At 32.1% G+C, this 25,029-nt stretch carries 19 protein-coding genes, 1 CRISPR repeat array and 1 other annotated feature; all 19 genes read right to left on the minus strand.

Going from position 1 to position 25,029, the window contains the following annotated elements:
- The first annotated feature begins 55 nt into the window (after positions 1 to 55).
- Positions 56 to 1,469: direct repeats of the CRISPR family, unit length 30 nt; unit sequence ATTTCAATACAACTCTTGTTAAGGTTCAAC.
- A 188-nt stretch (positions 1,470 to 1,657) separates the two neighbouring features.
- The gene (locus AACQ14_RS10185; protein ID WP_273319562.1) at positions 1,658 to 1,888 is read right to left on the minus strand and encodes a DUF2164 domain-containing protein; all 231 of its coding nucleotides are present in this window, start codon (positions 1,886 to 1,888) and stop codon (positions 1,658 to 1,660) included.
- 208 nt (positions 1,889 to 2,096) lie between these two features.
- On the minus strand, positions 2,097 to 4,286 hold the full coding sequence (gene glgB / locus AACQ14_RS10190; RefSeq protein ID WP_339363477.1) for a 1,4-alpha-glucan branching protein GlgB: 2,190 nt from the start codon (positions 4,284 to 4,286) through the stop codon (positions 2,097 to 2,099).
- Positions 4,287 to 4,654: 368 nt separating this feature from the next.
- On the minus strand, positions 4,655 to 5,584 hold the full coding sequence (locus AACQ14_RS10195) for an SPFH domain-containing protein (protein ID WP_339363478.1): 930 nt from the start codon (positions 5,582 to 5,584) through the stop codon (positions 4,655 to 4,657).
- 13 nt (positions 5,585 to 5,597) lie between these two features.
- The gene (gene hflK / locus AACQ14_RS10200; protein ID WP_339363479.1) at positions 5,598 to 6,632 is read right to left on the minus strand and encodes a protease modulator HflK; all 1,035 of its coding nucleotides are present in this window, start codon (positions 6,630 to 6,632) and stop codon (positions 5,598 to 5,600) included.
- Between the two features lie 223 nt (positions 6,633 to 6,855).
- Positions 6,856 to 8,100 carry a DUF1015 domain-containing protein gene (locus tag AACQ14_RS10205; protein WP_339363480.1) on the minus strand — a complete coding sequence of 415 codons (1,245 nt, stop codon included), beginning with the start codon at positions 8,098 to 8,100 and terminating at the stop codon, positions 6,856 to 6,858.
- A 51-nt stretch (positions 8,101 to 8,151) separates the two neighbouring features.
- Entirely contained in the window at positions 8,152 to 9,315 is a 1,164-nt protein-coding gene (locus AACQ14_RS10210; RefSeq protein WP_339363481.1) for a phosphoglycerate dehydrogenase, read from the minus strand.
- Positions 9,316 to 9,357: 42 nt separating this feature from the next.
- Positions 9,358 to 10,440 carry a 3-phosphoserine/phosphohydroxythreonine transaminase gene (gene serC / locus AACQ14_RS10215; RefSeq protein WP_339363482.1) on the minus strand — a complete coding sequence of 361 codons (1,083 nt, stop codon included), beginning with the start codon at positions 10,438 to 10,440 and terminating at the stop codon, positions 9,358 to 9,360.
- Positions 10,441 to 10,881: 441 nt separating this feature from the next.
- The gene (locus AACQ14_RS10220; RefSeq protein ID WP_339363483.1) at positions 10,882 to 11,430 is read right to left on the minus strand and encodes a GNAT family N-acetyltransferase; all 549 of its coding nucleotides are present in this window, start codon (positions 11,428 to 11,430) and stop codon (positions 10,882 to 10,884) included.
- Positions 11,431 to 11,452: 22 nt separating this feature from the next.
- Positions 11,453 to 13,114, minus strand: a complete 1,662-nt coding sequence (gene ilvB / locus AACQ14_RS10225) for a biosynthetic-type acetolactate synthase large subunit (RefSeq protein WP_339363485.1) — start codon at positions 13,112 to 13,114, stop codon at positions 11,453 to 11,455.
- Positions 13,115 to 13,160: 46 nt separating this feature from the next.
- The gene (gene ilvD / locus AACQ14_RS10230; RefSeq protein WP_339363486.1) at positions 13,161 to 14,819 is read right to left on the minus strand and encodes a dihydroxy-acid dehydratase; all 1,659 of its coding nucleotides are present in this window, start codon (positions 14,817 to 14,819) and stop codon (positions 13,161 to 13,163) included.
- Between the two features lie 19 nt (positions 14,820 to 14,838).
- Positions 14,839 to 15,894 carry a 3-isopropylmalate dehydrogenase gene (gene leuB / locus AACQ14_RS10235; RefSeq protein WP_339363487.1) on the minus strand — a complete coding sequence of 352 codons (1,056 nt, stop codon included), beginning with the start codon at positions 15,892 to 15,894 and terminating at the stop codon, positions 14,839 to 14,841.
- Positions 15,895 to 16,188: 294 nt separating this feature from the next.
- Complete coding sequence (gene leuD, locus AACQ14_RS10240) at positions 16,189 to 16,677, minus strand: 3-isopropylmalate dehydratase small subunit (RefSeq protein WP_339363488.1); 489 nt, start codon at positions 16,675 to 16,677, stop codon at positions 16,189 to 16,191.
- Positions 16,678 to 16,771: 94 nt separating this feature from the next.
- Entirely contained in the window at positions 16,772 to 18,031 is a 1,260-nt protein-coding gene (gene leuC, locus AACQ14_RS10245) for a 3-isopropylmalate dehydratase large subunit (RefSeq protein WP_339363489.1), read from the minus strand.
- A gap of 106 nt (positions 18,032 to 18,137) precedes the next feature.
- Positions 18,138 to 19,730 carry a citramalate synthase gene (gene cimA, locus AACQ14_RS10250; RefSeq protein ID WP_339363490.1) on the minus strand — a complete coding sequence of 531 codons (1,593 nt, stop codon included), beginning with the start codon at positions 19,728 to 19,730 and terminating at the stop codon, positions 18,138 to 18,140.
- A gap of 182 nt (positions 19,731 to 19,912) precedes the next feature.
- Complete coding sequence (gene ilvC / locus AACQ14_RS10255) at positions 19,913 to 20,899, minus strand: ketol-acid reductoisomerase (protein WP_339363491.1); 987 nt, start codon at positions 20,897 to 20,899, stop codon at positions 19,913 to 19,915.
- 128 nt (positions 20,900 to 21,027) lie between these two features.
- On the minus strand, positions 21,028 to 21,531 hold the full coding sequence (gene ilvN / locus AACQ14_RS10260; RefSeq protein ID WP_113671336.1) for an acetolactate synthase small subunit: 504 nt from the start codon (positions 21,529 to 21,531) through the stop codon (positions 21,028 to 21,030).
- A gap of 167 nt (positions 21,532 to 21,698) precedes the next feature.
- Positions 21,699 to 21,933: a binding site (T-box leader), on the minus strand.
- Between the two features lie 216 nt (positions 21,934 to 22,149).
- Entirely contained in the window at positions 22,150 to 23,244 is a 1,095-nt protein-coding gene (locus AACQ14_RS10265; RefSeq protein ID WP_339363492.1) for a hypothetical protein, read from the minus strand.
- A gap of 36 nt (positions 23,245 to 23,280) precedes the next feature.
- A complete protein-coding gene (locus AACQ14_RS10270) occupies positions 23,281 to 24,591 on the minus strand; it encodes a radical SAM/SPASM domain-containing protein (protein ID WP_339363493.1) in 1,311 nt (436 codons plus the stop codon).
- A gap of 253 nt (positions 24,592 to 24,844) precedes the next feature.
- Positions 24,845 to 24,994 carry a hypothetical protein gene (locus AACQ14_RS10275; RefSeq protein ID WP_339363495.1) on the minus strand — a complete coding sequence of 50 codons (150 nt, stop codon included), beginning with the start codon at positions 24,992 to 24,994 and terminating at the stop codon, positions 24,845 to 24,847.
- Positions 24,995 to 25,029 lie beyond the last annotated feature (35 nt).

The raw sequence follows: 25,029 nt of genomic DNA on the forward strand, positions 1-25,029 counted from the left end.
ACTCTTGTTAAGGTTCAACTAGCGTGTCTCTTGGCTTCATATACTAGACCGTATTATTTCAATACAACTCTTGTTAAGGTTCAACCTAGTCCTGATTTTGGATTAACCACAGAAGATGTAAATTTCAATACAACTCTTGTTAAGGTTCAACAGAGGTGATGGCAACGGTGCTAGGCTCTATGAATTATTTCAATACAACTCTTGTTAAGGTTCAACGTTTTTTAGACACCAATATGCATTACCAACTTAATGATTTCAATACAACTCTTGTTAAGGTTCAACTTATATAAAATGTATAAAAAGTTAATATTTTGTAAATTTCAATACAACTCTTGTTAAGGTTCAACTATCATCAGCCCAAGATATTCCGCTAGCAGTTTTATAATTTCAATACAACTCTTGTTAAGGTTCAACTTTGCATTTGATCTAACAGGAGTTGTCGAGAATGAATTTCAATACAACTCTTGTTAAGGTTCAACCATTCCATAGGCTCACGTCCTTCCATTTAATTTTCATTTCAATACAACTCTTGTTAAGGTTCAACTTGCATCAGCCCAAGACATTCCATTGGCGGTTATTTAATTTCAATACAACTCTTGTTAAGGTTCAACATAGGTATGGTTTCCCTATCAAAAAAAAACCTGTGTATTTCAATACAACTCTTGTTAAGGTTCAACGAGTAGATTAGACTTTGTTACCTTTGATATTTATCAATTTCAATACAACTCTTGTTAAGGTTCAACACTAATTGGTTGGCACTTCTAATAAGCTTTCCTTCAATTTCAATACAACTCTTGTTAAGGTTCAACAAATCCACCTATGTAATTTACTTGTACTCCACTTTTATTTCAATACAACTCTTGTTAAGGTTCAACAAATTTGCCCACAAGAATAGAATATCAAAATTTACCATTTCAATACAACTCTTGTTAAGGTTCAACTTTTGAATTGCTCTATTGCTTACATAAGCAACTGCTATTTCAATACAACTCTTGTTAAGGTTCAACAGAAGTTCCACAAGCAAGAATATGGGGATTAAAAAAATTTCAATACAACTCTTGTTAAGGTTCAACAATACAATATACGAAAAATAAAAGGAGGTATAAACAATTTCAATACAACTCTTGTTAAGGTTCAACACAGACCAATTACCAGTAGATTCACTTATTTTACCTATTTCAATACAACTCTTGTTAAGGTTCAACCAACTACAAAATGCCCTTATTATAAAGAGGGAATTAAATTTCAATACAACTCTTGTTAAGGTTCAACAAATTTATCTCCGCCACGCATAGTAGATTGAAGTATATTTCAATACAACTCTTGTTAAGGTTCAACTAGCTACTACTCTTCCATCCAATGTAAATATAGCTATTTCAATACAACTCTTGTTAAGGTTCAACCCACCCCTTAGACCTTAAATTGTATATCAAACAGAGATTTCAATACAACTCTTGTTAAGGTTCAACCAATATAAATCCAACATTCTCTATTTAATATTAAAGCACAAAACACCTAAAATATCAACTTCTTCTTTATTTTTTCCAACCTGATTCCTAAGATAATATTTTCATGTCTAAAAGCAACCTAAACTTAGATAATTAGCTGAATACAGCTTTTTTCAGAATATTCCTACCTGGAAAACTAGAGTATCAAATTACTTTTCCAACCCATACAATTCTTCTACCTTATCCCCCATAGCTTTTACACAATCATTTATTGCTTCATTATATATTTCAGGACCAATCTTTTCTATGATAAAGTCCATAAAAAGCATAGCTGCTAAATCTCCTAATTCTTCATCTCTTTCTTCATAAAAATACTCTTTAATAAGTCCTTTTATTATTTCCTGTTTCTCTTTTGATAATTCAATCTTGCTATTATTCATATGTAATCTCTCCCTTATCTTAAGTACTATATTTGTATAAAATCATTTATAAATTTACCCTTGATATTTTAAGGTAATTACAAGCATAATCTATTTTATTTATTATACCTTTAAGTAGTTACATTGTGAAGTAAAAGGTATTCAAATTCCAAAATAACTCTAAATTTTAATAAGGTATAGCCATAAGACTATACCCTTATATCTAAACTTATCTTTTAACACTATCATACTTCAATATTGATATTCCCAAAGGTGGAACCTTTATATCAATTGCCTGATTTCTTCCATCCCACTCCAAATCCATTGATCTAATTACTTTTTTATTCATTATACCACTTCCACCATATTTTACATCATCACTGCTTAAAATCTCTCTGTACTCTCCTTTATACGGTACTCCAATCCTATGCATAGTCCGTGGTATAGGAGTAAAATTACAAATAAAAACCAGTGTGTCTTTCAGCTCTATTCCTTTTCTTATGAAAGTGATAATACTTTCCTCATAATCACCGCAATTAATCCATTCAAATCCATTCTGTGAAAAATCATCATACCAAAAAGCAATTTCTTCACGATACAATTTATTCATATCTCTAACATATTCCTGCATCTGTCTATGGCTGTCATACAATAGAAGGTGCCAATCAAGACTTTTGCTTTCTGTCCATTCTTCAAATTGAGCGAATTCATTACCCATGAATTGCAGTTTTTTCCCTGGATGCCCATACATGAATCCATAAGCGACTCTCAGATTAGCAAACTTCTGCCAGTAATCTCCAGGCATTTTACCTATCATTGAACCTTTTCCATGTACTACTTCATCATGCGATAAAACTAGAATAAAATTCTCAGTGTATGCGTATACCATACTGAAAGTCAAATCATTATGATGATATTTTCTGTGAACAGGTTCTTTCTGCATATATCGAAGAAAATCATTCATCCAACCCATGTTCCATTTCATACCGAAACCTAAGCCACCTAGATTAGTAGGTCTAGAAACACCAGTCCATGATGTTGATTCTTCAGCAATCATCATAATACCTGGATACTTTTCATAGACTATTGAATTAAGATGTTTGAGAAATTCCACAGCTTCATGATTTTCTCTTCCACCATCCCTATTAGGAATCCACTCTCCATAATCTTTCCCATAATCAAGATATAACATTGAGGCTACTGCATCCACTCTAAGTCCATCAATATGAAATTTATCAAACCAATAAACTGCATTAGCAATGAGAAAGTTGCTGACTTCATTCCTTCCGTAATTAAATATCATTGTACCCCAATGTGGATGTTCTCCTCTTTTAGGGTCATCATGTTCATATAGAGCTGTACCATCAAATCTAATAAGACCATGCTCATCTTTTGGGAAATGAGCAGGTACCCAATCAAGTATTACACCAATATTGTTATTATGGCAGGAATCAACCAGATACATAAAATCTTCAGGTGTTCCGAACCTGCTTGTAACTGCATAATATCCTATGACTTGATATCCCCATGAAGCATCATAAGGATGTTCAGCTATGGGTAACAATTCTATGTGTGTATACCCCATATCTTTCACATATTTAATTAATTGGTCGGCTAGCTCTCTATAACTTAAAAATTCGTCATTGTCTCCTCGTTTCCATGAACCTAGATGTACTTCGTATATTGATACTGGTTCATCAATAGGATTTTTGTTCATTCTACTTTCTAACCATTTGGAATCTTTCCATTCATAGGAATTTACATTAGCCACTATAGAGGCTGTGCTTGGACGCAATTCTGAGTAATTACCATATGGATCACTTTTCTCTAATAGATATCCTTGCTTAGTTTTTATCTCATACTTATATTTTTCACCAGCTACCAATAATGGAATAAATAACTCATATATCCCCGAATTACCAAGTTCTCTCATTTGATGCATTCTTCCATCCCAATGATTGAAGTCACCTATAATACTGACTCTCATAGCATTAGGCGCCCATACAGCAAACATAACACCTGATACTCCATCTATTTCTAGAACATGCGCCCCCAGCTTATTATATATTTCATAATGAGTTCCCTTGCCAAAAAGATAAAGATCTACATCACTAATCTGACTTTTGAATCTATAGGGATCTTCTATCTCCCACTTATAGCCTTCATCATTTATTACATAAAATTTATAGTCAATTATCTTATTAATGAGTATAGTATAGAAACCTGCTTCATGTACTTTTTCCATTTTCACTTTCTTAGAACTACTCTTATCTACTAAATATACTTCTTTTGTATATGGTAAAAATACATTTATATAATATTTATTTTTATATTCATGAATTCCTAGAATATGATGTGGATCTCTGTGATTAGAATTTATTAATACGTTTAGTTCATCTTGATTAATATAGTCTTTCATATATACCACCCTATCGCTTTCTACATTTTATATCATTTATATATTAGTACAACCCCATTAATAATTATACTAATCAAAATCAATTATATGCTTATAATTAAGATTTCATTCTATATAAGTTGAATTAAATAATTGCTATACAACCAGAAATTATTTATTTATATTCAACTTATAAAATCAAGGAAAATATATTGAACTTATTGAAATAGGTGTATAGATGTTTAAGTTCAATATATATATAACAAACTACTTTTTATAGTATTGACAAAGAATATGATAATGATTCTAGAATTATATTAGATGATAGCTGTAGAAGGCGATAAAAAAGCCAACAGTAACATTTTACTGCTGGCTTTTCATATTAATTCTTATTGATAACCATTTACATACTCTAATAGATCATTGTTTTTATCTAAGAATATGGTTGTATCTTTTAAGTTCTTGTATATATCCATTCTCTGAATGAATTTATAGAATTCCAAATCTTTATTAAGAGATTCTTGATAAATCTTGATTGCTTCTGCATCAGCCTCAGCTTTTGTTACTGCTGCTTTTTCAATCGCTGAAGCTATTAATTCTTTTCTTTGACGGTCTGTACTAGCTTTGGCTTTTTGGTAAGCAGAATCACCTTCAGCTATTAATTTTTCACTTTCTTTTTCAATTTGCTTAGACATCTTACTTTCGATACTAGCAATATTGTCTGTTGGGAAAGTTCTTCTATTAACTCCCACATCTGTTACATATAATCCAAAGTCTTCCATTAATTTTTTATTCAACTGATCTAATTTTTCTGTAATGTTAGATTCTAATACTTCGCTTTGGAAAAATTCATTGAATACTAATCTATTACCAGATTGAATTACAACAGGATAAAGTCTCTGATCCATGACGTAATTAGCACCGCTTTCACTAATAACAGATTCATTGAATTTTACAGGATCAATGATTCTATATTGTGCATAAATCTGAATATCTAAGAATCTGCTATCCTTGGTATTGATTTTTTCTGTACGTGATTTATAAGTAAGATACTTAGCGTCATATTTTTCTACATTCTGTATGAAAGGAATCTTGAAATGTAACCCTTTCTCTCTTATGATTTTAACATCTTCTTTATTATTATCTATGAGATTCTGTTTTACTAGATCATAATCTTTTGTATTGATAATTGTAGTTTTAATTAGTCCAAACTGCTTAATTACTGCAACTTGGTCTTCATTAATAATGTAAGTACTTGATGATAATAAGATTACACCCACAACTAACAGTATTATAATGACAATATGTCTTTTCTTCATATCATGGCACCCCCTAATTATCCTTAGAACTTACTTGTTGTTTAATAAAGTTGTCATTTTCTAAATTGTAGAATTTATATATATCTGAGTCATTAGTGATATCTAGAATTATATTATTATTAGTTATGAAATCTCGCATAGACTCTATATAATATTTTTCTTTTACAATTAGAGGATTGATTTTATATTCTTCATACAGGGCTTCGTATTGTGCCACTCCAGCCTTTGCATTAGCAATAACTTCAGCCTTATAACCAAAAGCTTCCTCTTCTAGTTGCTGTGCTTCTGCTTGAGCTTGAGGGATAATTGTATTATTATATTTTTCAGCCTCTTCTAATTTACCTTTCATATACTGATTGGCATTTTCCTTTTGTCTATAAGCTTCTTCAACAGCTGGTAATAATTCAACATTTTGAGTTTCTACTGTCATAATCTCAATTCCAGCTTCATAATTTCTTACTTTTTGCTGTATTTCAGGTAAAATCACATCATCAATAATTTCTTTGTTAGTTCTAGCATCATCTAATGTAAATGTTTGATAACTATTCCTAACTACATCTTCAAGAGCTAATCGAAGTGTACCTTCTACATCATCTACCTTGAAAAGATAGTTTCTTGGATCATCAATCTTATATTGGATAATAAGATTAAGCATAATTAATGATGCGTTATTATTGGATCCATCAACTATTACCCTAGCTTCATCATTGGCTGTAATATATTCAGGATTAGTATTTTTTGTTCCTGATTGAGCTGTTTTGAAACCGTATTCCATCTTGAATACCTTACCTGTTGGAACTTTTCTTACTGTATCAGCAATAGGGACTTTCAAATGTAGACCTGCTTTGCTAACTACCTGTTGCACTTGGCCAAATCTAAGAACTACTGCTGATTCTCTATTATCTAACATATAAACACTGTTAAAGCCAACAAAAACCAATATTAAAACGATTACAACTAATGTAACTGTTCTTTTTGCGTTCTTTTTTAATTTGTTAAACTTTACATCGATAACATCATCTTTGTTACTATTAAAGTTATCACTCATATGTTGCTCCCTCCTTCATAGAAATTGTATATTATTATAACATAATATTCCCTATATATTTATGAACAAATTGTTAAATTTATAAATAAACCATAAATAACTATTAAAACATGGTCTCTCTAAGGTATAGAAAATTCTGGATTATATAAATAATCTATAAAATAGTTAAAATAAACCAGCATACATTTTGTATACTGGCTATTATAATAATAAAAATTTCAAATCAACTTAATTTATGTATAAATAAACCACTACGTAACTTAGGTTCAAACCATGTTGATTTTGGCGGCATCAATTTACTAGCATCCGCTATATTCATAAGTTCTTCAATCTTTGTTGGATACATTGAAAATGCAATCTTCATATCAGACTTTGCTCTGCGTTCCAGCTCTTTTAATCCTCTAATACCTCCAACAAAGTCTATTCTCTTATCAATTCTAGGATCACCTATATCAAGGATAGGCTGTAGCAGATAATTATATAATATTGAAACATCAAGGCTTTGTACAGGGTCATCAATTGATTTTAATTGGTTTTTTGCCGTAAGTTTGTACCACTTACCTTCTACAAACATACCAAATTCTAATTTATCAGTAGGTTTGTAAGGTTTACTTCCAATCTCCTCTACAAGAAAATTACTCTCTATTTCATTAATTAACTCTTTTACACCATAATTATTGAGGTCTTTCACTACTCTATTATAATCCATTATATGTAACTGGTCATCAGGAAAAATAACTGATAAAAAGAAGTTGAATTCTTCTGTTCCATCATAATCCGGATTAGCTTTTCGCCTCTTCATAGCTACTTTAACCGCTGATGCAGCTCTATGGTGACCATCAGCTATATAGAGACTATCAATGTTCTTAAAATGCAAGACTAATTGCTCTATAAGTCTATCATCTTCTACCACCCATACTCTGTGACCGATTTTATCATCAGTTATAAAATCATATATAGGTGTATTATCATTGACATACTTATCCATTAGAGTGTTAATCTCTTCTTCAGCTCTATAGGTCAAGAAAATAGGCCCTGTATTAGCATCTAGATAGTCAACATGATTAATTCGATCTTGTTCCTTAGCTTCCCTAGTCAATTCATGCTTTTTGATATTATTATTCAAATAATCATCTACTGAAGTACACGCAACAATACCTAATTGTTTTCTGCCGTTCATTTCAAGTTCATATAAATATAAACAAGGTTTATCATCTTGAATAAAATAACCTTTTTGAACAAATTCATCAAACTTGTCTCTTGCATGTTGATAAACCTTTTTATCATATATATCAATATTTGAGTCCATATCAACTTCAGCTCTATCAATTCTCAAAAAGGAATAAGGTTTTTCTTCAACCTCTTTGACCGCTTCTTCTCTATTATAAACATCATAAGGCAAAGCAGCTATATCCTCAGCGTACTTAACAGCTGGTCTTACACCAGAAAAAGGTCTAATTATCGCCATTGATTTCACTCCTAATTAGGAACGATTAAGACTAGTTCCTACTCATCTTAATTATTTTAATACTCTTACTTTAACTATACCTTCAATTTCCTTTAGTCCATCAACTATTTCATCAGTAATCTTGCTTTCTACATCAATTAAAGTATAAGCCCAGTCTTTTTTGCTCTTATTAATCATATCAATGATATTGATATTTTTTGAAGCAAGAGCAGTTGTTATATTGCTAACCATATATGGGATGTTTTTGTGATTAACTGCAATTCTGCCAGCATTATTACATACACCCATATTACATTCTGGATAGTTCACTGAATTAGTTATATTACCATTTTCAATATAATCTTTTACTTCACTTACTGCCATAACAGCACAATTCACTTCTGATTCTGGTGTTGATGCTCCTAGATGGGGGATACATACCACATTCTTCATATTAAGGACCTTATCATATGGGAAATCAGTTATATATCTTGCAACCTTACCAGATTCTAGAGCTTTTTCTAGATCAGCATCATTGCATAAGCCTGCTCTGGAGAAATTCAATAACCTAACTCCATCTTTCATAAGATTTATCTTTTCCTCATTAATCATACCTTTTGTAGCATCCATTAATGGAACATGTATAGTGATGTAATCTGATTTCATGAATAATTCATCAAGACTATCAGATTTTTGGATATTATGATTTAATTCCCATGCAGATTCAACTGATATGAATGGGTCATATCCTAATACTTGCATTCCTAGTCCTTTAGCAGCATTAGCAACCAAAACTCCTATAGCACCTAGTCCAATAACTCCTAATGTTTTCCCTTTAATTTCTGGTCCTACAAAATTGGATTTACCGGCTTCTACTAATTTAGCTACTTCTTCACCTTTACCTTTTAGAGTCTTAGCCCAGTCTATTGCTCCTGTAATATCTCTTGAAGCTAATAAAAGACCAGCCATAACTAATTCTTTAACTGCATTGGCATTGGCACCAGGTGTGTTAAAAACAACAATACCTTTTTCTGAACATCTATCAATAGGAATATTGTTAACCCCTGCACCTGCACGACCTATAGCTTCTAGATTATCAGGTAATTCCATATCATGCATTTTATAACTTCTTAGTAATATACCATTTGCATCTGCATCATCAACTATTTCAAACTTATCATTAAATAAGTTAAGACCTTCCTCAGCAATATTATTAAGTGTCTTAATCTTATACATTATTATCCGTCCTTCCTATGTATTATTTCTATAAAAACATGTCTACTTATTGTTTTCTTCAAACTCTTTCATGAAATCAACTAATTTCTTAACACCTTCTAAAGGCATTGCATTGTAGATACTAGCTCTCATACCACCAACAGTTCTATGTCCTTTTAGGTTAACCATACCTCTGTCTGCAGCTTCTTTGATAAATTTAGCATTAAGTTCATCTGTAGGCAGTACAAAAGGAATATTCATTAATGAACGGTCTTTTTTAACTACTGTTCCTTTGAATAATTTGCTATTATCAAGATAATCATAAAGTAATTTTGCTTTTTCTTCATTTCTTTTTTGAATAGCACCTATTCCACCTAATTCTTTTATCCATTCAAAAACCATACCAGCTACATAAATACTGTAAGTAGGAGGTGTATTGAACATTGAACCTTTATCAGAATGTGTTTTATACTTAAGCATTGTAGGCGTTATATCCAGAGGGTTACCTATTAAATCTTCTCTAATGATAACAACTGTTACACCAGCTGGTCCCATATTTTTTTGTGCGCCAGCATAGATAACACCATATTTACTAACATCTACTTCCTCAGATAATATATTGGATGACATATCAGCTACGATAGGCACGTCCCCTACATCTGGTAATTCATTGAACTTAGTTCCGTAGATAGTATTATTTGATGTTATGTGGAAATAATCTGCATCTTTTGTAAAAGTTTCTTTATCTAATTCTGGGATATGTGTAAAAGTTTTGTCTTCTGATGAAGCCACTACGTTAACTTCACCATATTTTTTAGCTTCTGCTATAGCTTTTTTTGACCATGCTCCTGTATTAACATAATCTGCTTTCTTGGAACCAGTTAATAAGTTAAGAGGAATCATAGCAAATTGAGTGGAAGCTCCACCTTGTAAGAATAATACCTTATAACTATCTGGAATATTCATTATTTCTCTAAGTGTCTTTTCTGCTGTGTCTATAATATCTTGGTAAGCAGCTGATCTATGGCTCATTTCCATAACAGACATACCAGTATTATTGTAATTAGTCATTTCTTTAGAAGCTTTTTCAAGTACTTCTATAGGTAACATAGATGGTCCTGCTGAAAAATTGTAAACTCTGTTCATTTTAATCACTCCAAATCGAAATTTTATATGTAACATATTTAACCATTTGCACTTTGTCTTTGCAAGACAAACATCATTGTCTGTCTTCAAACAAAATATTCAAACTATTTAACGTATAATTAAGTAATTATATTTAATAATTATATTATTGTTTGTTAAAAAAATGATAAACTTGCATGAGCCTAACATCTTATATAGTTTAATATGTTAATGCACTAAATATAATATATTATAAAAAGCCTAACTAGTCAAGAACAAAAGTTAGTTCCTTATGTGATACAAAAATGTATATTTACTTTTTACACCTTATAAATATACCACATTTTTCTCTATTTGTTAAATATTTATCAGCTTATAACAAAAAACGAAAAACTTTCCTAAACCAAACAGCAACATACTGTCCATATTAGAAAAGTTTAATCTTTTTTGTCCTGCAAAATACTACTCTATAAATAAAATCATAGAGTATTCATCGGCATAAGTTCCATCACTATATTTCAATGCATTTTTCTTAGTTCCATATTTCTCAAAACCTAGATTTTCGTACATTGAAATAGCTCTGGTATTTTGTGTAACAACTTCTAGTTCCAGTTGTTCAACACCTTTTTCTTTACACCACTTAATACATTCGTTCATCAGTATTTTTCCAATACCCTTGTTCCAATATTTTTTTCTAACAGATATACCCATAGCAGCTCTATGAAGATATCTTTTATTATTTGAAACTATTCCAACTGAGCAATTGGCTACGATTGTACCGTCTATCTCACCAACTAACAATTGGCTACTAACAGCATTCATGGTACTTTTAATAAAATCTCTTTCTTGTTCCAATGTGAAATTAAATTCACCAGGCTCACGTGCCAAGAATCTTGTTTCACTATCAACTGTCTGTAATAAATCAATTAAGCCTTGTGCGTCATCTTCGTCTGCATTACGTATAACAAGTTTATGACCATCTTTTAAAATATTCTTATTATATACTTTCATAAAATGCTCCCTATTTGAATTATTATTCGACAATTACATCTTCAATTGGTTTTCCTGGAGCTACCATTGGGAATACTTTATCATCTTTGTCAATAACACAATTTATAATTACTGGTTTAGTTTCTTCGATAGCTTTTTTGAAAACATCTTCCACTTGGTCTTTATTAGTTATATTGAAACCAACAGCTCCCATTGACTCAGCTAATTTTACATAGTCAAGATCTTGATTAAGAGTTGTGAAGGAGTATCTTTCGTCATAGAATAGAGTCTGCCATTGTCTAACCATACCTAGAACTCCATTATTAATAACTAGTACTATGATCTTAATGTTATGTCTTACTGCTGTTAATAATTCATTGAAGTTCATTCTAAAACTTCCATCACCAGCTATATTGACAACTATTTTATCTGGATTACCTACCTTAGCACCAAGACATGCCCCAAATCCATAACCCATAGTTCCAAGACCACCTGATGTCAAGAATTTTCTAGGTTCTTTGAACTTGTAATACTGTCCAGCCCACATTTGATGCTGACCTACTTCAGTAGTAATTATGGCTTCACCTTCTGTTATTTCATCCAATTTTTCAATAGCATATTGAGCACTTACACAATCTGTAGGATATTTTAGAGGATATTTTTCTTTTAAGTATTTTATTTCACTTAACCACTCTGTATGATTTTGTTCCTCTAACCTATCATTCAACTGTTGTAGTACTTTTTTGATGTCGCCTATCACAGAATGATAAGTCAATATATTCTTATTAACTTCTGCCGGGTCAACATCTATTTGAAGTACTCTTGCTTTATTAGCGAATTTATCTGGTTTTCCAATAACTCTATCACTGAATCTAGCTCCAACTACAATAAGCAAATCACATTCAGTTACACCCAAGTTACTGGCTTTTGAACCATGCATTCCTATCATACCTGTATATAGGTCGTCATTTGTTGGAAATCCACCAATACCCATCAAACTACATGTAACTGGTGCTTGAACTTTGTCAGCAAAACCCTTTAATTCCTTAGCTGCTTCTGAGATTATTACTCCTCCGCCTGCATAAATATAAGGCTTTTTAGAATTCTTAATTAATTCTATAGCTTCTTCAATAGATTCTGTTGTAATATTCTTAGAGCATCTGCTGACCTTCTTAGGTACCATAGGCTCATATTCTGTTTGGTTAGCTGTTACATCCTTTGGTATATCAATAAGAACAGGACCAGGTCGTCCCTCTTTAGCTGTATAGAAAGCTTCTCTAATAATATCAGCTAAATCATTAACATCCTTTACAATATAATTGTGTTTAGTAATAGGCATAGTAACACCAGTTATATCAACTTCCTGAAAACTATCTCTACCAAGTAATGATACAGGAACATTACCTGTAATAGCAACCATTGGTACAGAGTCCATATAAGCAGTAGCTATACCTGTAACCAAGTTAGTTGCACCTGGACCAGAAGTAGCTATAACAACGCCGACTTTTCCAGTTGACCTAGCATAACCATCAGCTGCGTGAGATGCTCCTTGTTCATGAGATGTAAGAATATGCTTAATACTATCCATATTTTTATATATTTCATCATATATGTTCAGAACAGCACCACCTGGATATCCAAATACTGTATCAACACTTTGCTCTTTCAAACATTCAATTACAATCTGTGCTCCTGTTAATTTCACTCTATCATCTCCTTCTTACATCTTCATGTAAATCTATTTTTTATTTCTATTCTAAAATTGCTCCTGTACTTGCAGATTTTACTAATTTAGCATATCTTGCCAAGTAACCTTTTTTAATCTTAGGTTCTTTAGGAACAAAAACTTTTCTTCTTACTTCTAATTCTTCCTCAGTTACCTTAAGATTTATTGAGCCTTTTTCTATATCAATTTCAATAGTATCATTCTCTTTTACAAGTCCTATATTTCCACCGTCAGCTGCTTCAGGAGATACATGTCCAATTGCCGCTCCTCTTGTAGCTCCACTAAATCTACCGTCTGTGATAAGGGCTACTTCTTTATCAAGTCCCATACCAGCTAAAGCTGAGGTCGGTGAAAGCATTTCTCTCATACCTGGACCGCCTTTTGGTCCTTCATAACGTATTACTACTACATCACCTTTTTTGATCATTCCATCATAGATAGCTTTTATAGCTTCATCTTCTGAATCATAGACTCTAGCAGGTCCAGTATGTTGTAACATCTGTTTGGCTACTGCTGATTTCTTGACTACGCAACCATCTGGAGCAATATTACCTTTTAATACTGCGATTCCTCCAGTTTTACTGTGTGGATCATCTATTGGTCTAATAACATTTTCGTCTCTATTCACTGCTTTTTCTATATTCTCACCTACTGTTTTACCAGTAACTGTCATCAAATCAGTATTCAATAGGTCTTTAGTAGATAATTCTTTCATAACAGCTTGAACACCACCAGCCTTATACAAATCTTGTATATGATAAGGTCCTGCTGGACTTAACTTGCATAGATTAGGCGTTTTACTGCTTATTTCATTAGCAATATCAAGATTAAGTTCTACTTCGGCTTCATGAGCTATGGCAGGTAGATGCAACATACTATTAGTACTACATCCTAGAGCCATATCCACTGTCAAAGCATTTTGAAATGTTTTTTCATTCATTATATCTCTTGGTCTAATGTCTTTTTCAAGTACCTTCATTACTGCCATACCTGCCATTTTTGCAAGTCTTATTCTCTCAGAATATATAGCAGGGATTGTACCATTGCCAGGAAGTCCTAACCCTAATACTTCTGTTAAGCAATTCATACTGTTTGCAGTGAACATTCCTGAACATGAACCACAGCTTGGACAAGCGTTATTCTCACATTCATATACTTCATCTTCACTCATTGAACCAGCTTTAAACGCACCTACAGCTTCAAAAACACTATTAAGGTCAAGGTCTTTACCTTTTTTATTTATAGATATCATAGGACCACCACTTACTACAACTGTAGGTAAGTTAAGTCTTGCAGCAGCCATCAACATACCTGGAACGATTTTATCACAGTTAGGAACCATAACAAGAGCATCAAAACCATGTGCCATAGCCATTGCTTCTATAGAATCAGCAATCAATTCTCTTGTTACCAATGAATAATGCATTCCTACATGTCCCATTGCAATACCATCACATACTCCTATAGCTGGGAATACTATTGGTGTACCACCAGACATTAGTACTCCAGTTTTAACTGCATCAACTATAGTATCAAGGTGCACATGACCTGGAACTATATCATTTTGTGAATTAACTATACCTATTAAGGGTCTCCTTATCTCTTCATCCGTGTATCCCATTGCTTTAAACAAAGATCGATGAGGGGCTCTTTCTATACCAGTTTTTACACTATCACTTCTCATAAAATATCACCCTATCTTCTTATAATTTACTTGCTATCAAACTACCCATTTCTTTTGTTCCGATTAATTTCATACCTTTACTCATAATATCGCCAGTACGATATCCATCTTCCAACACTTCTTCTACAGCTTTTTCTATGGCCTTAGCTTCATCTTCCAAATCAAATGAATATCTTAACATCATAGCTACAGATAATATAGTAGCTATTGGATTAGCTTTGTCCATTCCTGCTATATCTGGTGCTGAACCATGAATAGGCTCATACATACCAAGCTTAGAACTACCTAAACTAGCTGAAGGAAGCATACCGATTGATCCTGTTATCATACTAGCTTCATCTGATAATATATCTCCGAACATATTTCCTGTAAGGATAACATCAAATTGTTTTGGATTGATTACCAACTGCATAGCACCATTATCTACATATAGATGATTAACTTCAACCTCTGGATAATCTTTAGCCATCTCTTCTACTACTGATCTCCACAATCTTGAATTCTCCAATATGTTAGCTTTGTCTATACTAGTAACTTTCTTGTTACGCTTCATAGCAATGTCAAATCCAACCTTTGCTATTCTCTTTATCTCATCAATACTATACTCCATAGTGTCAAAAGCTTTCTCACCTTGTCTACCTCTTTCACCAAAGTAGATACCACCAGTCAATTCTCTTACAACTACAAGGTCAAGTCCACCATCTCCAATTATCTCATCTTTCAATGGACACGCATCCCTCAATTGATCAAACATTGTTGCTGGTCTAATATTAGCAAATAACTCTAACTCACTTCTAAGTCCTAATAAAGCTTTCTCTGGTCTATCAGCCAAATTATCCCACTTAGGACCTCCAACTGCACCAAGAAGAACTGAATCACTCTTCTTACAAACATCTATTGTTTCCTGTGGAAGAGGCTCTCCTACTGTATCTATCGCTATTCCACCTGCCAAAACCTCTGTGTACTCAAAACTATGTCCGAACTTTTCTCCTACCTTATCAAGAACTAATTTACCTTGCTCTACGATATCTGGTCCAATCCCGTCACCAGGAATAACTGCTATATTATAATTCATCCTACGTCCATTCCTTTCATCTCACATTTATCACACTAAATATATACCATTACTATATATTGAACATAAACATCTACACACTTTAATATATTCAATATATTTTCCTTAATTTATAAACCTAATAACTCCAAATAATCACTTTTAACAATCATTTAATCCAATAATATTAATAAAATTTGACGGCAGAAGGGTAAAGTGACATAAATCACGCAGACCGACCGCTTCTCAGGGTAAGGCAAGTGATTTATGTCACTTTACCCTGACCCCCTCTACCTCACAATACTATATTTCTTCCTATCTATTATTCTTAATATGATTAATCAACCCATCAGCCTTAATAATCTGCTGCATAAATTCCGGAAAAGCTTCCCCCTGATATGATTTATTCTTAGTTACATTAGTTATCATACCAGTATCAAAATCAACTTCAACTTCATCTCCAGCCTCAATACCTTTTACAGCCTCATCACATTCAAGAATTGGAAGCCCAATATTGATAGCATTTCTATAGAATATTCTTGCAAAAGTACTAGCTATAACACAAGATATTCCAGCCGCTTTGATTGATATTGGAGCATGCTCTCTTGAAGAACCACATCCAAAATTCTTGTTGGCAACCATGATGTCGCCTTCTTTAACATTCTTCACAAAATCTCCATCTATATCTTCCATACAATGAGCCGCTAACTCTTTTGGCTCAGTTGTGTTTAGATATCTTGCTGGAATTATTACATCTGTATCCACATTATCGCCGTATTTAAAAACTTTACCTCTAGCCTTCATCTAATCACCTCTACGCATATTATTATTTTTTTATTCTTAATATTCTAATTAAATCATTTCTTCTTATCTGCTATTTTAATCTATATTATTTATTTTATAATTCTTCTGGTCCAGCAATTCTTCCAAGTATAGCAGATGCTGCCGCTACAACTGGACTTGCAAGATATACTTCTGATTCTACATGACCCATTCTACCAACAAAGTTTCTATTAGTAGTAGCTACTGCTCTTTCACCTTTTGCAAGGATACCCATATGTCCACCAAGACATGGTCCACAAGTAGGAGTGCTTACTACAGCTCCAGCTTCTATGAATGTTCTGATTAAACCTTCTTCCATAGCTTGAAGATATATTTTTTGAGTAGCAGGGAAAACTATAGTTCTTATTCCTTTTGCTACTTTTCTACCTTTTAATAAGTCAGCTGCTGCTCGTAAATCTTCTATTCTACCATTAGTACATGAACCAATAACAACCTGATCAATCTTAACCTCTCCTACTTCATCAATAGTACGAGTGTTATCAGGAAGATGTGGGAAAGCTACTGTAGGTCTAAGTTCATCTAATTTTATTTCGTATACAGCATCATACTCAGCATCTTCATCAGCTTCATATACTTTATATTCTTTGCTAGAGTGATCTTTGACATATTCTAATGTCTTTTCATCAACAGGGAAGATTCCATTCTTTCCACCAGCTTCTATAGCCATGTTAGCCATACTGAATCTGTCATCCATTGAAAGATATTCAAGTCCATCACCAACGAATTCCATTGATTTATATAGAGCACCGTCTACACCGATAAGACCGATAATGTGTAAAATAACATCTTTACCACTTACCCATTTAGCTGGCTTACCAGTCAATACGAACTTTAATGCTGAAGGAACTTTGAACCAACATTTTCCTGTAGCCATTCCAGCAGCCATATCAGTACTTCCGATACCTGTAGAGAATGCACCAAGAGCACCATAAGTACAAGTATGTGAATCAGCACCTATTACAACATGACCTGGTACAACCAATCCTTTTTCTGGAATCAATGCATGTTCAATTCCCATTTCTCCAACTTCAAAATAATTCTCAACTTCTTTATCAAGAGCAAATTCTCTTACACACTTACATTGTTCAGCAGCTTTTATGTCTTTGTTTGGTGTAAAGTGGTCAGGTACTATTGCTACCTTAGTTTTATCAAAAACCTTATCTACACCTATTTTCTTGAATTCTTTTATTGCAACAGGTGTTGTAATATCATTACCAAGCACCAAATCAAGATTAGCTTCTATTAATTGCCCAGCCTTTACTTCTTCTAGACCAGCATGAGCAGCTAAAATCTTTTGAGTCATTGTCATTCCCATTTATATGTCCTCCTTTTGATATATCTATTTCACTTTTTTTTACTATTTTATCAATTCAATTTTTACCACTAGTATTTATAATCTTATAACTCTTTATTAATTATTTTTATATATAAGCTTTAATCTTTTTTGTCAGCTCTCTAAGTAACTTGACCTCGATTGAATCTATTAAAGCTATTAAACTTGCATTAATGATGTCTGTTGAAACACCTACTGTTGACCATTCATGCTTTCCGTCTGTGGATGATATAAGTACTCTAACTTTAGCAGCAGTAGCTTCTTTTGTATCTAGAACCCTTACCTTGTAATCAGTTAAATGTACTTTTTTAAGTTCTGGATAGAATACTTCTAGAGCCTGTCTAAGTGCTTTATCCAATGCATTTACAGGTCCATCACCTTCCGCAGCTGCCATTTTAATTTTATCATCAACATTTACTTTGACCATAGCAAAAGCAGTTAGTTCTCCAGATTCGTTAGGTTTTTCACCTATTGTTTTAAAATTTTCTAACTTGAAGAATGGTTTATATTTACCTAAGTTCTTTCTTATAATTAATTCAAATGTACTTTCTGCACCTTCAAATTGATAGCCTTCATGCTCTAATTCTTTTAACCTATCCATTATCTGTATTGTTTCTGGGGAATCTTTCTTAACGTTTGGAGCAACTTTCTGTATTTTCTTAAGGATAGTACTTCTACCCGCTACTTCTGACATCAAGAATCTTCTTTCGTTTCCAACAATCTCAGGATTAATATGTTCAAATGATTTAGAGGCCTTGTTTACACCATCAATATGCATTCCGCCTTTGTGTGTGAAAGCTGCTCTACCAACATAAGGTTCTTTATCATCTAAGGAAACATTAGCTATTTCAGCCACTTTTCTAGCTATATCAGTAATTAGTTCCAGGTTTTCTTGATTAATGCATTCATAATCATTTTTAACCTGTAGATTACCGATAACTGTTGATAAATTAGCATTACCACATCTTTCTCCAAAACCTATATATGTTCCTTGAACTTGCTTAGCTCCAGCAAAAACTGCCATAACACTATTTGCAACGGCCATACCACAGTCATTATGACAATGGATACCTACTTCTGTCTTATATTTGTTTACAACCAATTTGGTAATCTCATAGATTTCATTAGGCATACAGCCACCATTGGTATCACAAAGAACTAAACTATCAGCTCCACCGTCAATTGCAGTTTTTAAGGTCTTCATAGCATACTCAGGATTTGCCTTATATCCATCAAAGAAATGTTCAGCGTCATAGACAACTTCTTTACCTTTTTCTTTGAAAAATGCTAGAGTATCCTTTATCATATTCAGATTTTCTTCTAAAGTAGTATTTATAATATCTGTAACATGGAAATCCCAACTCTTACCAAATATTGCTACTACAGGAGAATTAGCTAAAAGTAGTGACTTGACATTAGCATCATCTTGAACTTTTATATTTCTACGCCTTGTACTTCCAAAGGCAGTTAATTTAGTGTTATTTAATTCAATACTTTTAATGCGTTCAAAAAATTCCAAATCCTTAGGGTTTGAACCTGGGTTGCCTGCTTCAATGTAGGAAACACCTAGTTCATCAAGAGCTTTTACTATCTTAATTTTATCTTCAACTGAAAAGGAAATCCCTTCAGCTTGAGCACCATCCCTAAGGGTGGAATCGTAGATTTTTATGTTTTTTTCCAACTGATATTCCCTCCTATATAATAGACAACTTAATACAATTTCCCTATCAATCATCTTAGTGCATCTTCAATAATTTCAGTGGGCAAACTACACTATATTTTGTAAGTTTTGTATAATTTTACCCTCAATTTTTTTAGTAAAAAGGTCGGTTAATAAACCGACCAAATATTAGTGTTTATTAATTACTTCATCCAGCTCATCATTTTTCTAAGTTCTTTTCCAACTTTTTCAATTTGATGATCAGCTTCAATTCTTCTTCTAGATCTAAATGCTGGGCGATTAGCTTTGTTCTCTAGGATCCAGTTTCTTGCAAAAGTACCATCTTGGATTTCTGCAAGTACTTTCTTCATTTCTTTCTTGCTGTCTTTATTAATGATTCTCTTACCAACTGAGTAATCTCCGTATTCAGCAGTATCACTAATAGAATATCTCATGTATGATAATCCACCTTCATTGATAAGGTCAACGATAAGTTTCATTTCATGGCAACATTCAAAATATGCACTTTCTGGTTGGTATCCAGCTTCAACAAGTGTTTCAAAACCAGCTTTTATAAGTTCTGATACCCCACCACAGAGTACTGCTTGCTCTCCGAATAAGTCTGTTTCAGTCTCTTCTTTGAAAGTTGTTTCAAGAATACCGGCTCTTGCTCCACCAATACCAGCTGCATAAGCAAGTGCTAAATCTTTAGCTCCGTTAGCATCTTGGTATACTGCGATAAGACAAGGAACTCCTTTTCCTTCAACATATTGACTTCTAACTGTATGTCCTGGTCCTTTTGGAGCTACCATGAAAACATTTACATCTTCTGGAGGAACGATTTGTCCGTAGTGAATGTTGAAACCATGAGCGAATACTAAAGAGTTTCCAGCTTCTAGGTTAGGTTCAATACTTTCTTTATATAAATCAGCTTGCTTTTCATCGTTTATTAAAATCATGATTACATCAGCTTGTTTTGCAGCTTCAGCAGCTACAGCTACTTTTAAACCAGCATCTTCAGCTAATTTCCATGATTTACTTCCTTCATATAAACCAACAACTACGTCTACACCTGATTCATGAAGATTCAGTGCATGAGCGTGACCTTGACTTCCGTATCCGATGACTGCTACAGTTTTTCCTTCTAATAATGATAAGTTACAATCCTTTTCATAAAACATTTTTGCCATTTTTATTTCCTCCTATTTTTTCTTTATTTAAGTTAGGGATGGGTTAAAATAAATTCATCTATATATAATACAATGTACGTATCGGACATTTTTCACTATGATAAATGATATTTTAGCCTTTACCTTAGCTAATCAATATATTGTTTTATTTCTTTGCTGCCTCTTTCAAGTGCTGTAAGTCCTGTTCTAACAATTTCTTTAACTCCATAAGGTTCAACTAAGTCAAGAAAAGCATTTACCTTGTTTTGGTCTCCTGTAATCTCAACCGTCAGGGTTTCACTTGAAACATCTATTATGTTAGCTCTAAAGATACCAGCTATTTCAATGATAGCTGCTCTGTTTCCGTCTTTTGCGGATATTTTAATAAGAGCTAACTCTCTGTACACAGATTCTTCTGGTTTGAGTTCTATTATATGTATAACATCAACTAATTTATTTAGTTGTTTTGTTATCTGGTCAATAATTAAATCATTACCTCTAGCTACAATAGTCATTCTAGAAAATTCTGGATTTTCAGTTACTCCAACAGATAGACTGTCAATATTATACCCTCTTCTACTAAATAGCCCTGCGACTCGACTCAACACCCCAGAATGGTTTGTAACTAAAACTGATAATACATGTCTATTCATAATTATTCCTCCTTCCAGATTTATGAATTTTACCATTTTAATAAATCAATGTACTAAATAATTAAATTAAACTACCACATTTCTAATGAAAGTTTTACTCTTGTACATTTCATTCTCATTAGTAACATAATTAATTTTATATATAAAAACGCCCCTACAGAATAAACTGTAGGGACGAGGAAACCACGCGATACCACCCTAATTGTCTCTATACTAAAAGACCACTCAAAACAGGTTCTAACAAACCCTAGCCTATAACGGGGCTCCCCGGTAACCACCTACTCTAATTTCAATGGTCCTGCTCAAGAGTGATGTATATTCTTGCAGTAGTACTGATTCTCACCAACCATCAGCTCTCTACAACTACATATGCAAATCATACGTCTCTATCACTGCATTTATCAGACAATTCATTTTCGATTGATAGTATTATACCAAGATAAAGTATCCGTGTCAAGCGTTTAATGATGTTTTTTTGTATTTATTTTTAAAAGAGTCATGGTAATTTTATACTTTTTAATGTATATTTATAAATAAAACATTATCATTATTATATTTTTCCAAAAAACAAGTCAGAATAAAATAATTAAAATTTTTCCTGACTAACCAACCAATAATTCAGATAAATGTTTGAACCCACTTTATAATCTCGATTACTACTTCTTTAATCCATAAGAACATAGAAAAGAAACTTCCAATCAAAAACGCAGTACTGATTACCATATAAGTCAATACAAATTTATTTTTTATCTTTGTAACCTTCTGTCTCTTAAAAACACTAATTATTGTTCTCCACAAATTAAGTCTAAGTGAGTCTATTCCAAATGTATTTATTAATATAAAATATCCATCATTTGATATAAACGGGCTACAATTAAGAAATATGAAATATGCATTAACTACACTGAATTTTACCATAATATCAAAGCATATTTGACTCATATCTATCAAACATATAGACGCCAGCGAAAAAAGCAAAAGAAATATATTTGTTTTTAATCCAGCTGATAAAACCCTAATTTTATTTTTATATTTAAGCTGCATAAGCTTAGAGTAAGTTGTATAATACATTGGAATAAACTTAGCATATAGAACCATGTAAAATTGCAAGTCTCTCAATCCTACATTTATTGCAGCAAAAACATGAGCTAATTCATGTATTGTGATAATTATTATGCTGACCAACATACTAATTAAAAAACCTTTTATAGAGGAGTTATCATATAGAAATATATTACCTTTCATCTGCAATAATGTATCGATATTAAATAATATAACCACCAAAGACGCTACACTTAACAACTTAAAGATTATAGATAATTTCGACAAAGCTTTAACTATCTTGACTATTCTAGGTGGAATTTCATCTATTACAAAGTCGAAAATAGAAGTACTTATCATATCTATCTCATTGTTAGCAGATAAGTTAACACTATTCTCCATCAAACCTTTTTTACTAAGATTCTCATGTAAACTAAGGACATTAATTTTTTTATGTAAACTATTCATAAGATAGTCATCAATCTCCGAAAAGGTATAATTTTTTGCATTTGTCAGCTCATATATTTTTTCTAGAATATAATATTGGTTTTTATTAACTGATATATAACTTTTTTTCTGTTGGCTACCTATAAGATATCTAGTTTTATTGAAAGGTAATTTATCTTCTAAAAAAAATATATCACTAGTATATTTAAATGTACCTTCACTCATATAATCACCTCTCTTCACACTAGTATAATAATGTATTTACTTGCATGAAATATCTTGTTTTCCACGTTTGAAATAAGCCGAACAAATCCTTATATTTTTTTTGAATACTTCCATTTCTGATTTATTTCGTCTTAACTCCATTAATTTTTTTATAACATAATCAATTGTAAAGTCTACAATAAAACATCTTGATTTGATAACACTGTTGATTGAGCCATTACTTATAAGACTTGACCCAGCACACCATAAGAAACATAGTTTATTATTAACACATTTTTTACATTCTGTAATATGATTACGATTATTTTCTCTAATCAAGTATTCCATCTTATCCTTACTAAGGTCTAATCCATTATTGATATTACCTATTTGATGATGTCTTCTTTGATAGAAAAGATGACATGGATAAAATTCACCTTCAGGATTGGTGAATACTGTTCCATAACCTGCACGACAGAATTTATTATATCTTTTAGTTATCAAATTAATAAATACACCCAAGAAATGCGCAGGTGGCATAGCACTCATTTCATCATCAAGTAACAATTCTATATAGTAATCATAAATACCTTTATAAAACTCAGCCAAATCTTCCAAATCTTTTTCATCTTCTACTGAATATTCCGGATCCTTACTATCCACTGGAAAAATATACACAGTATCAAAGCCAAGGTTGTATAATTCTTCTGTATAATGATATCCCCATTCTCTCAAATGTCCTTTATTTTGGAGATGTTTTTTATGTATAGTACATTCTGCATATAGAGGGAATTGTCTTCCATATTCTTTTAGTAAAACAAGGTTTTCTTTAATCTTGTCAAAACTACCTTTTCCATTAATAAAGACCCTGGCAGTATCATGAAGTTCTTTTAATCCATCAATGCTAATAGAAATTGAAATATTATGTTCATTTAAAAAATCAATAATTTGTTCATTCATAATCGTTCCATTTGTAATAATAGAATATTTGGGAGGAATTATTTTTCTATCTTCACATATTTCATCCACTCTTTTTATAGTGGCTTCTATAGTTTTATAATTCAACATTGGTTCTCCGCCAAAGAAACATATTAGAGATACACCATCTTCATAATTATCCAACATAGTTAAAAATGTTTTGATACAATCATCTTCTGTCATCTGTTCTTTAGCATTATTACTATCATAGGTTCCTTTGGAAACCATACAGTAACTACATGCCAGATTACACCTTTCTATTACATTAAATATTAATCCTCCAAGTCTTTTACCTTTAACACTATTATTGCACATTTCAATTTTTTCTAAATTAAGCCCCAAATCATTTACAATATCTTCTTCATTTAGCGAATCTATATTAGATATCATTTGTCTTCCAACTTCTATAATACTATTATAGGATGGAAGATATAATACACTCTTTTCTTCATTAACCTCAACTAATTTAACGTTATTAATAATGCTCGCCCCTTTCTAATATATTTTGAAGGAATAAGTTTAACTATAATAATTCATATTTCATATCATTAGTATTGTAATATTTTTATGTACATATCTAGCTATTAATAATTAATTAACCAATTAAGAACGAGTTATAATAAATACTTTAGTCAGTCATTAATTATCTAGGCGCTGCTGCCTCGTCACAACCACATATTGTGCCACCAATACCTGCACAAATTACCTCTTCAAGGTCATTTAAGTCATTAAACTCAACTACTTCAAAATTTTCTTTAAAATCCTCTGTTTTAGTAATATCAAATTTTTTCATGTTTATCCTCCTTTTTTATGTTAAACTTACTCCAT

The organism is Vallitalea maricola (assembly GCF_036985595.1).
Taxonomy (GTDB): Bacteria; Bacillota; Clostridia; order Lachnospirales; family Vallitaleaceae; genus Vallitalea; species Vallitalea maricola.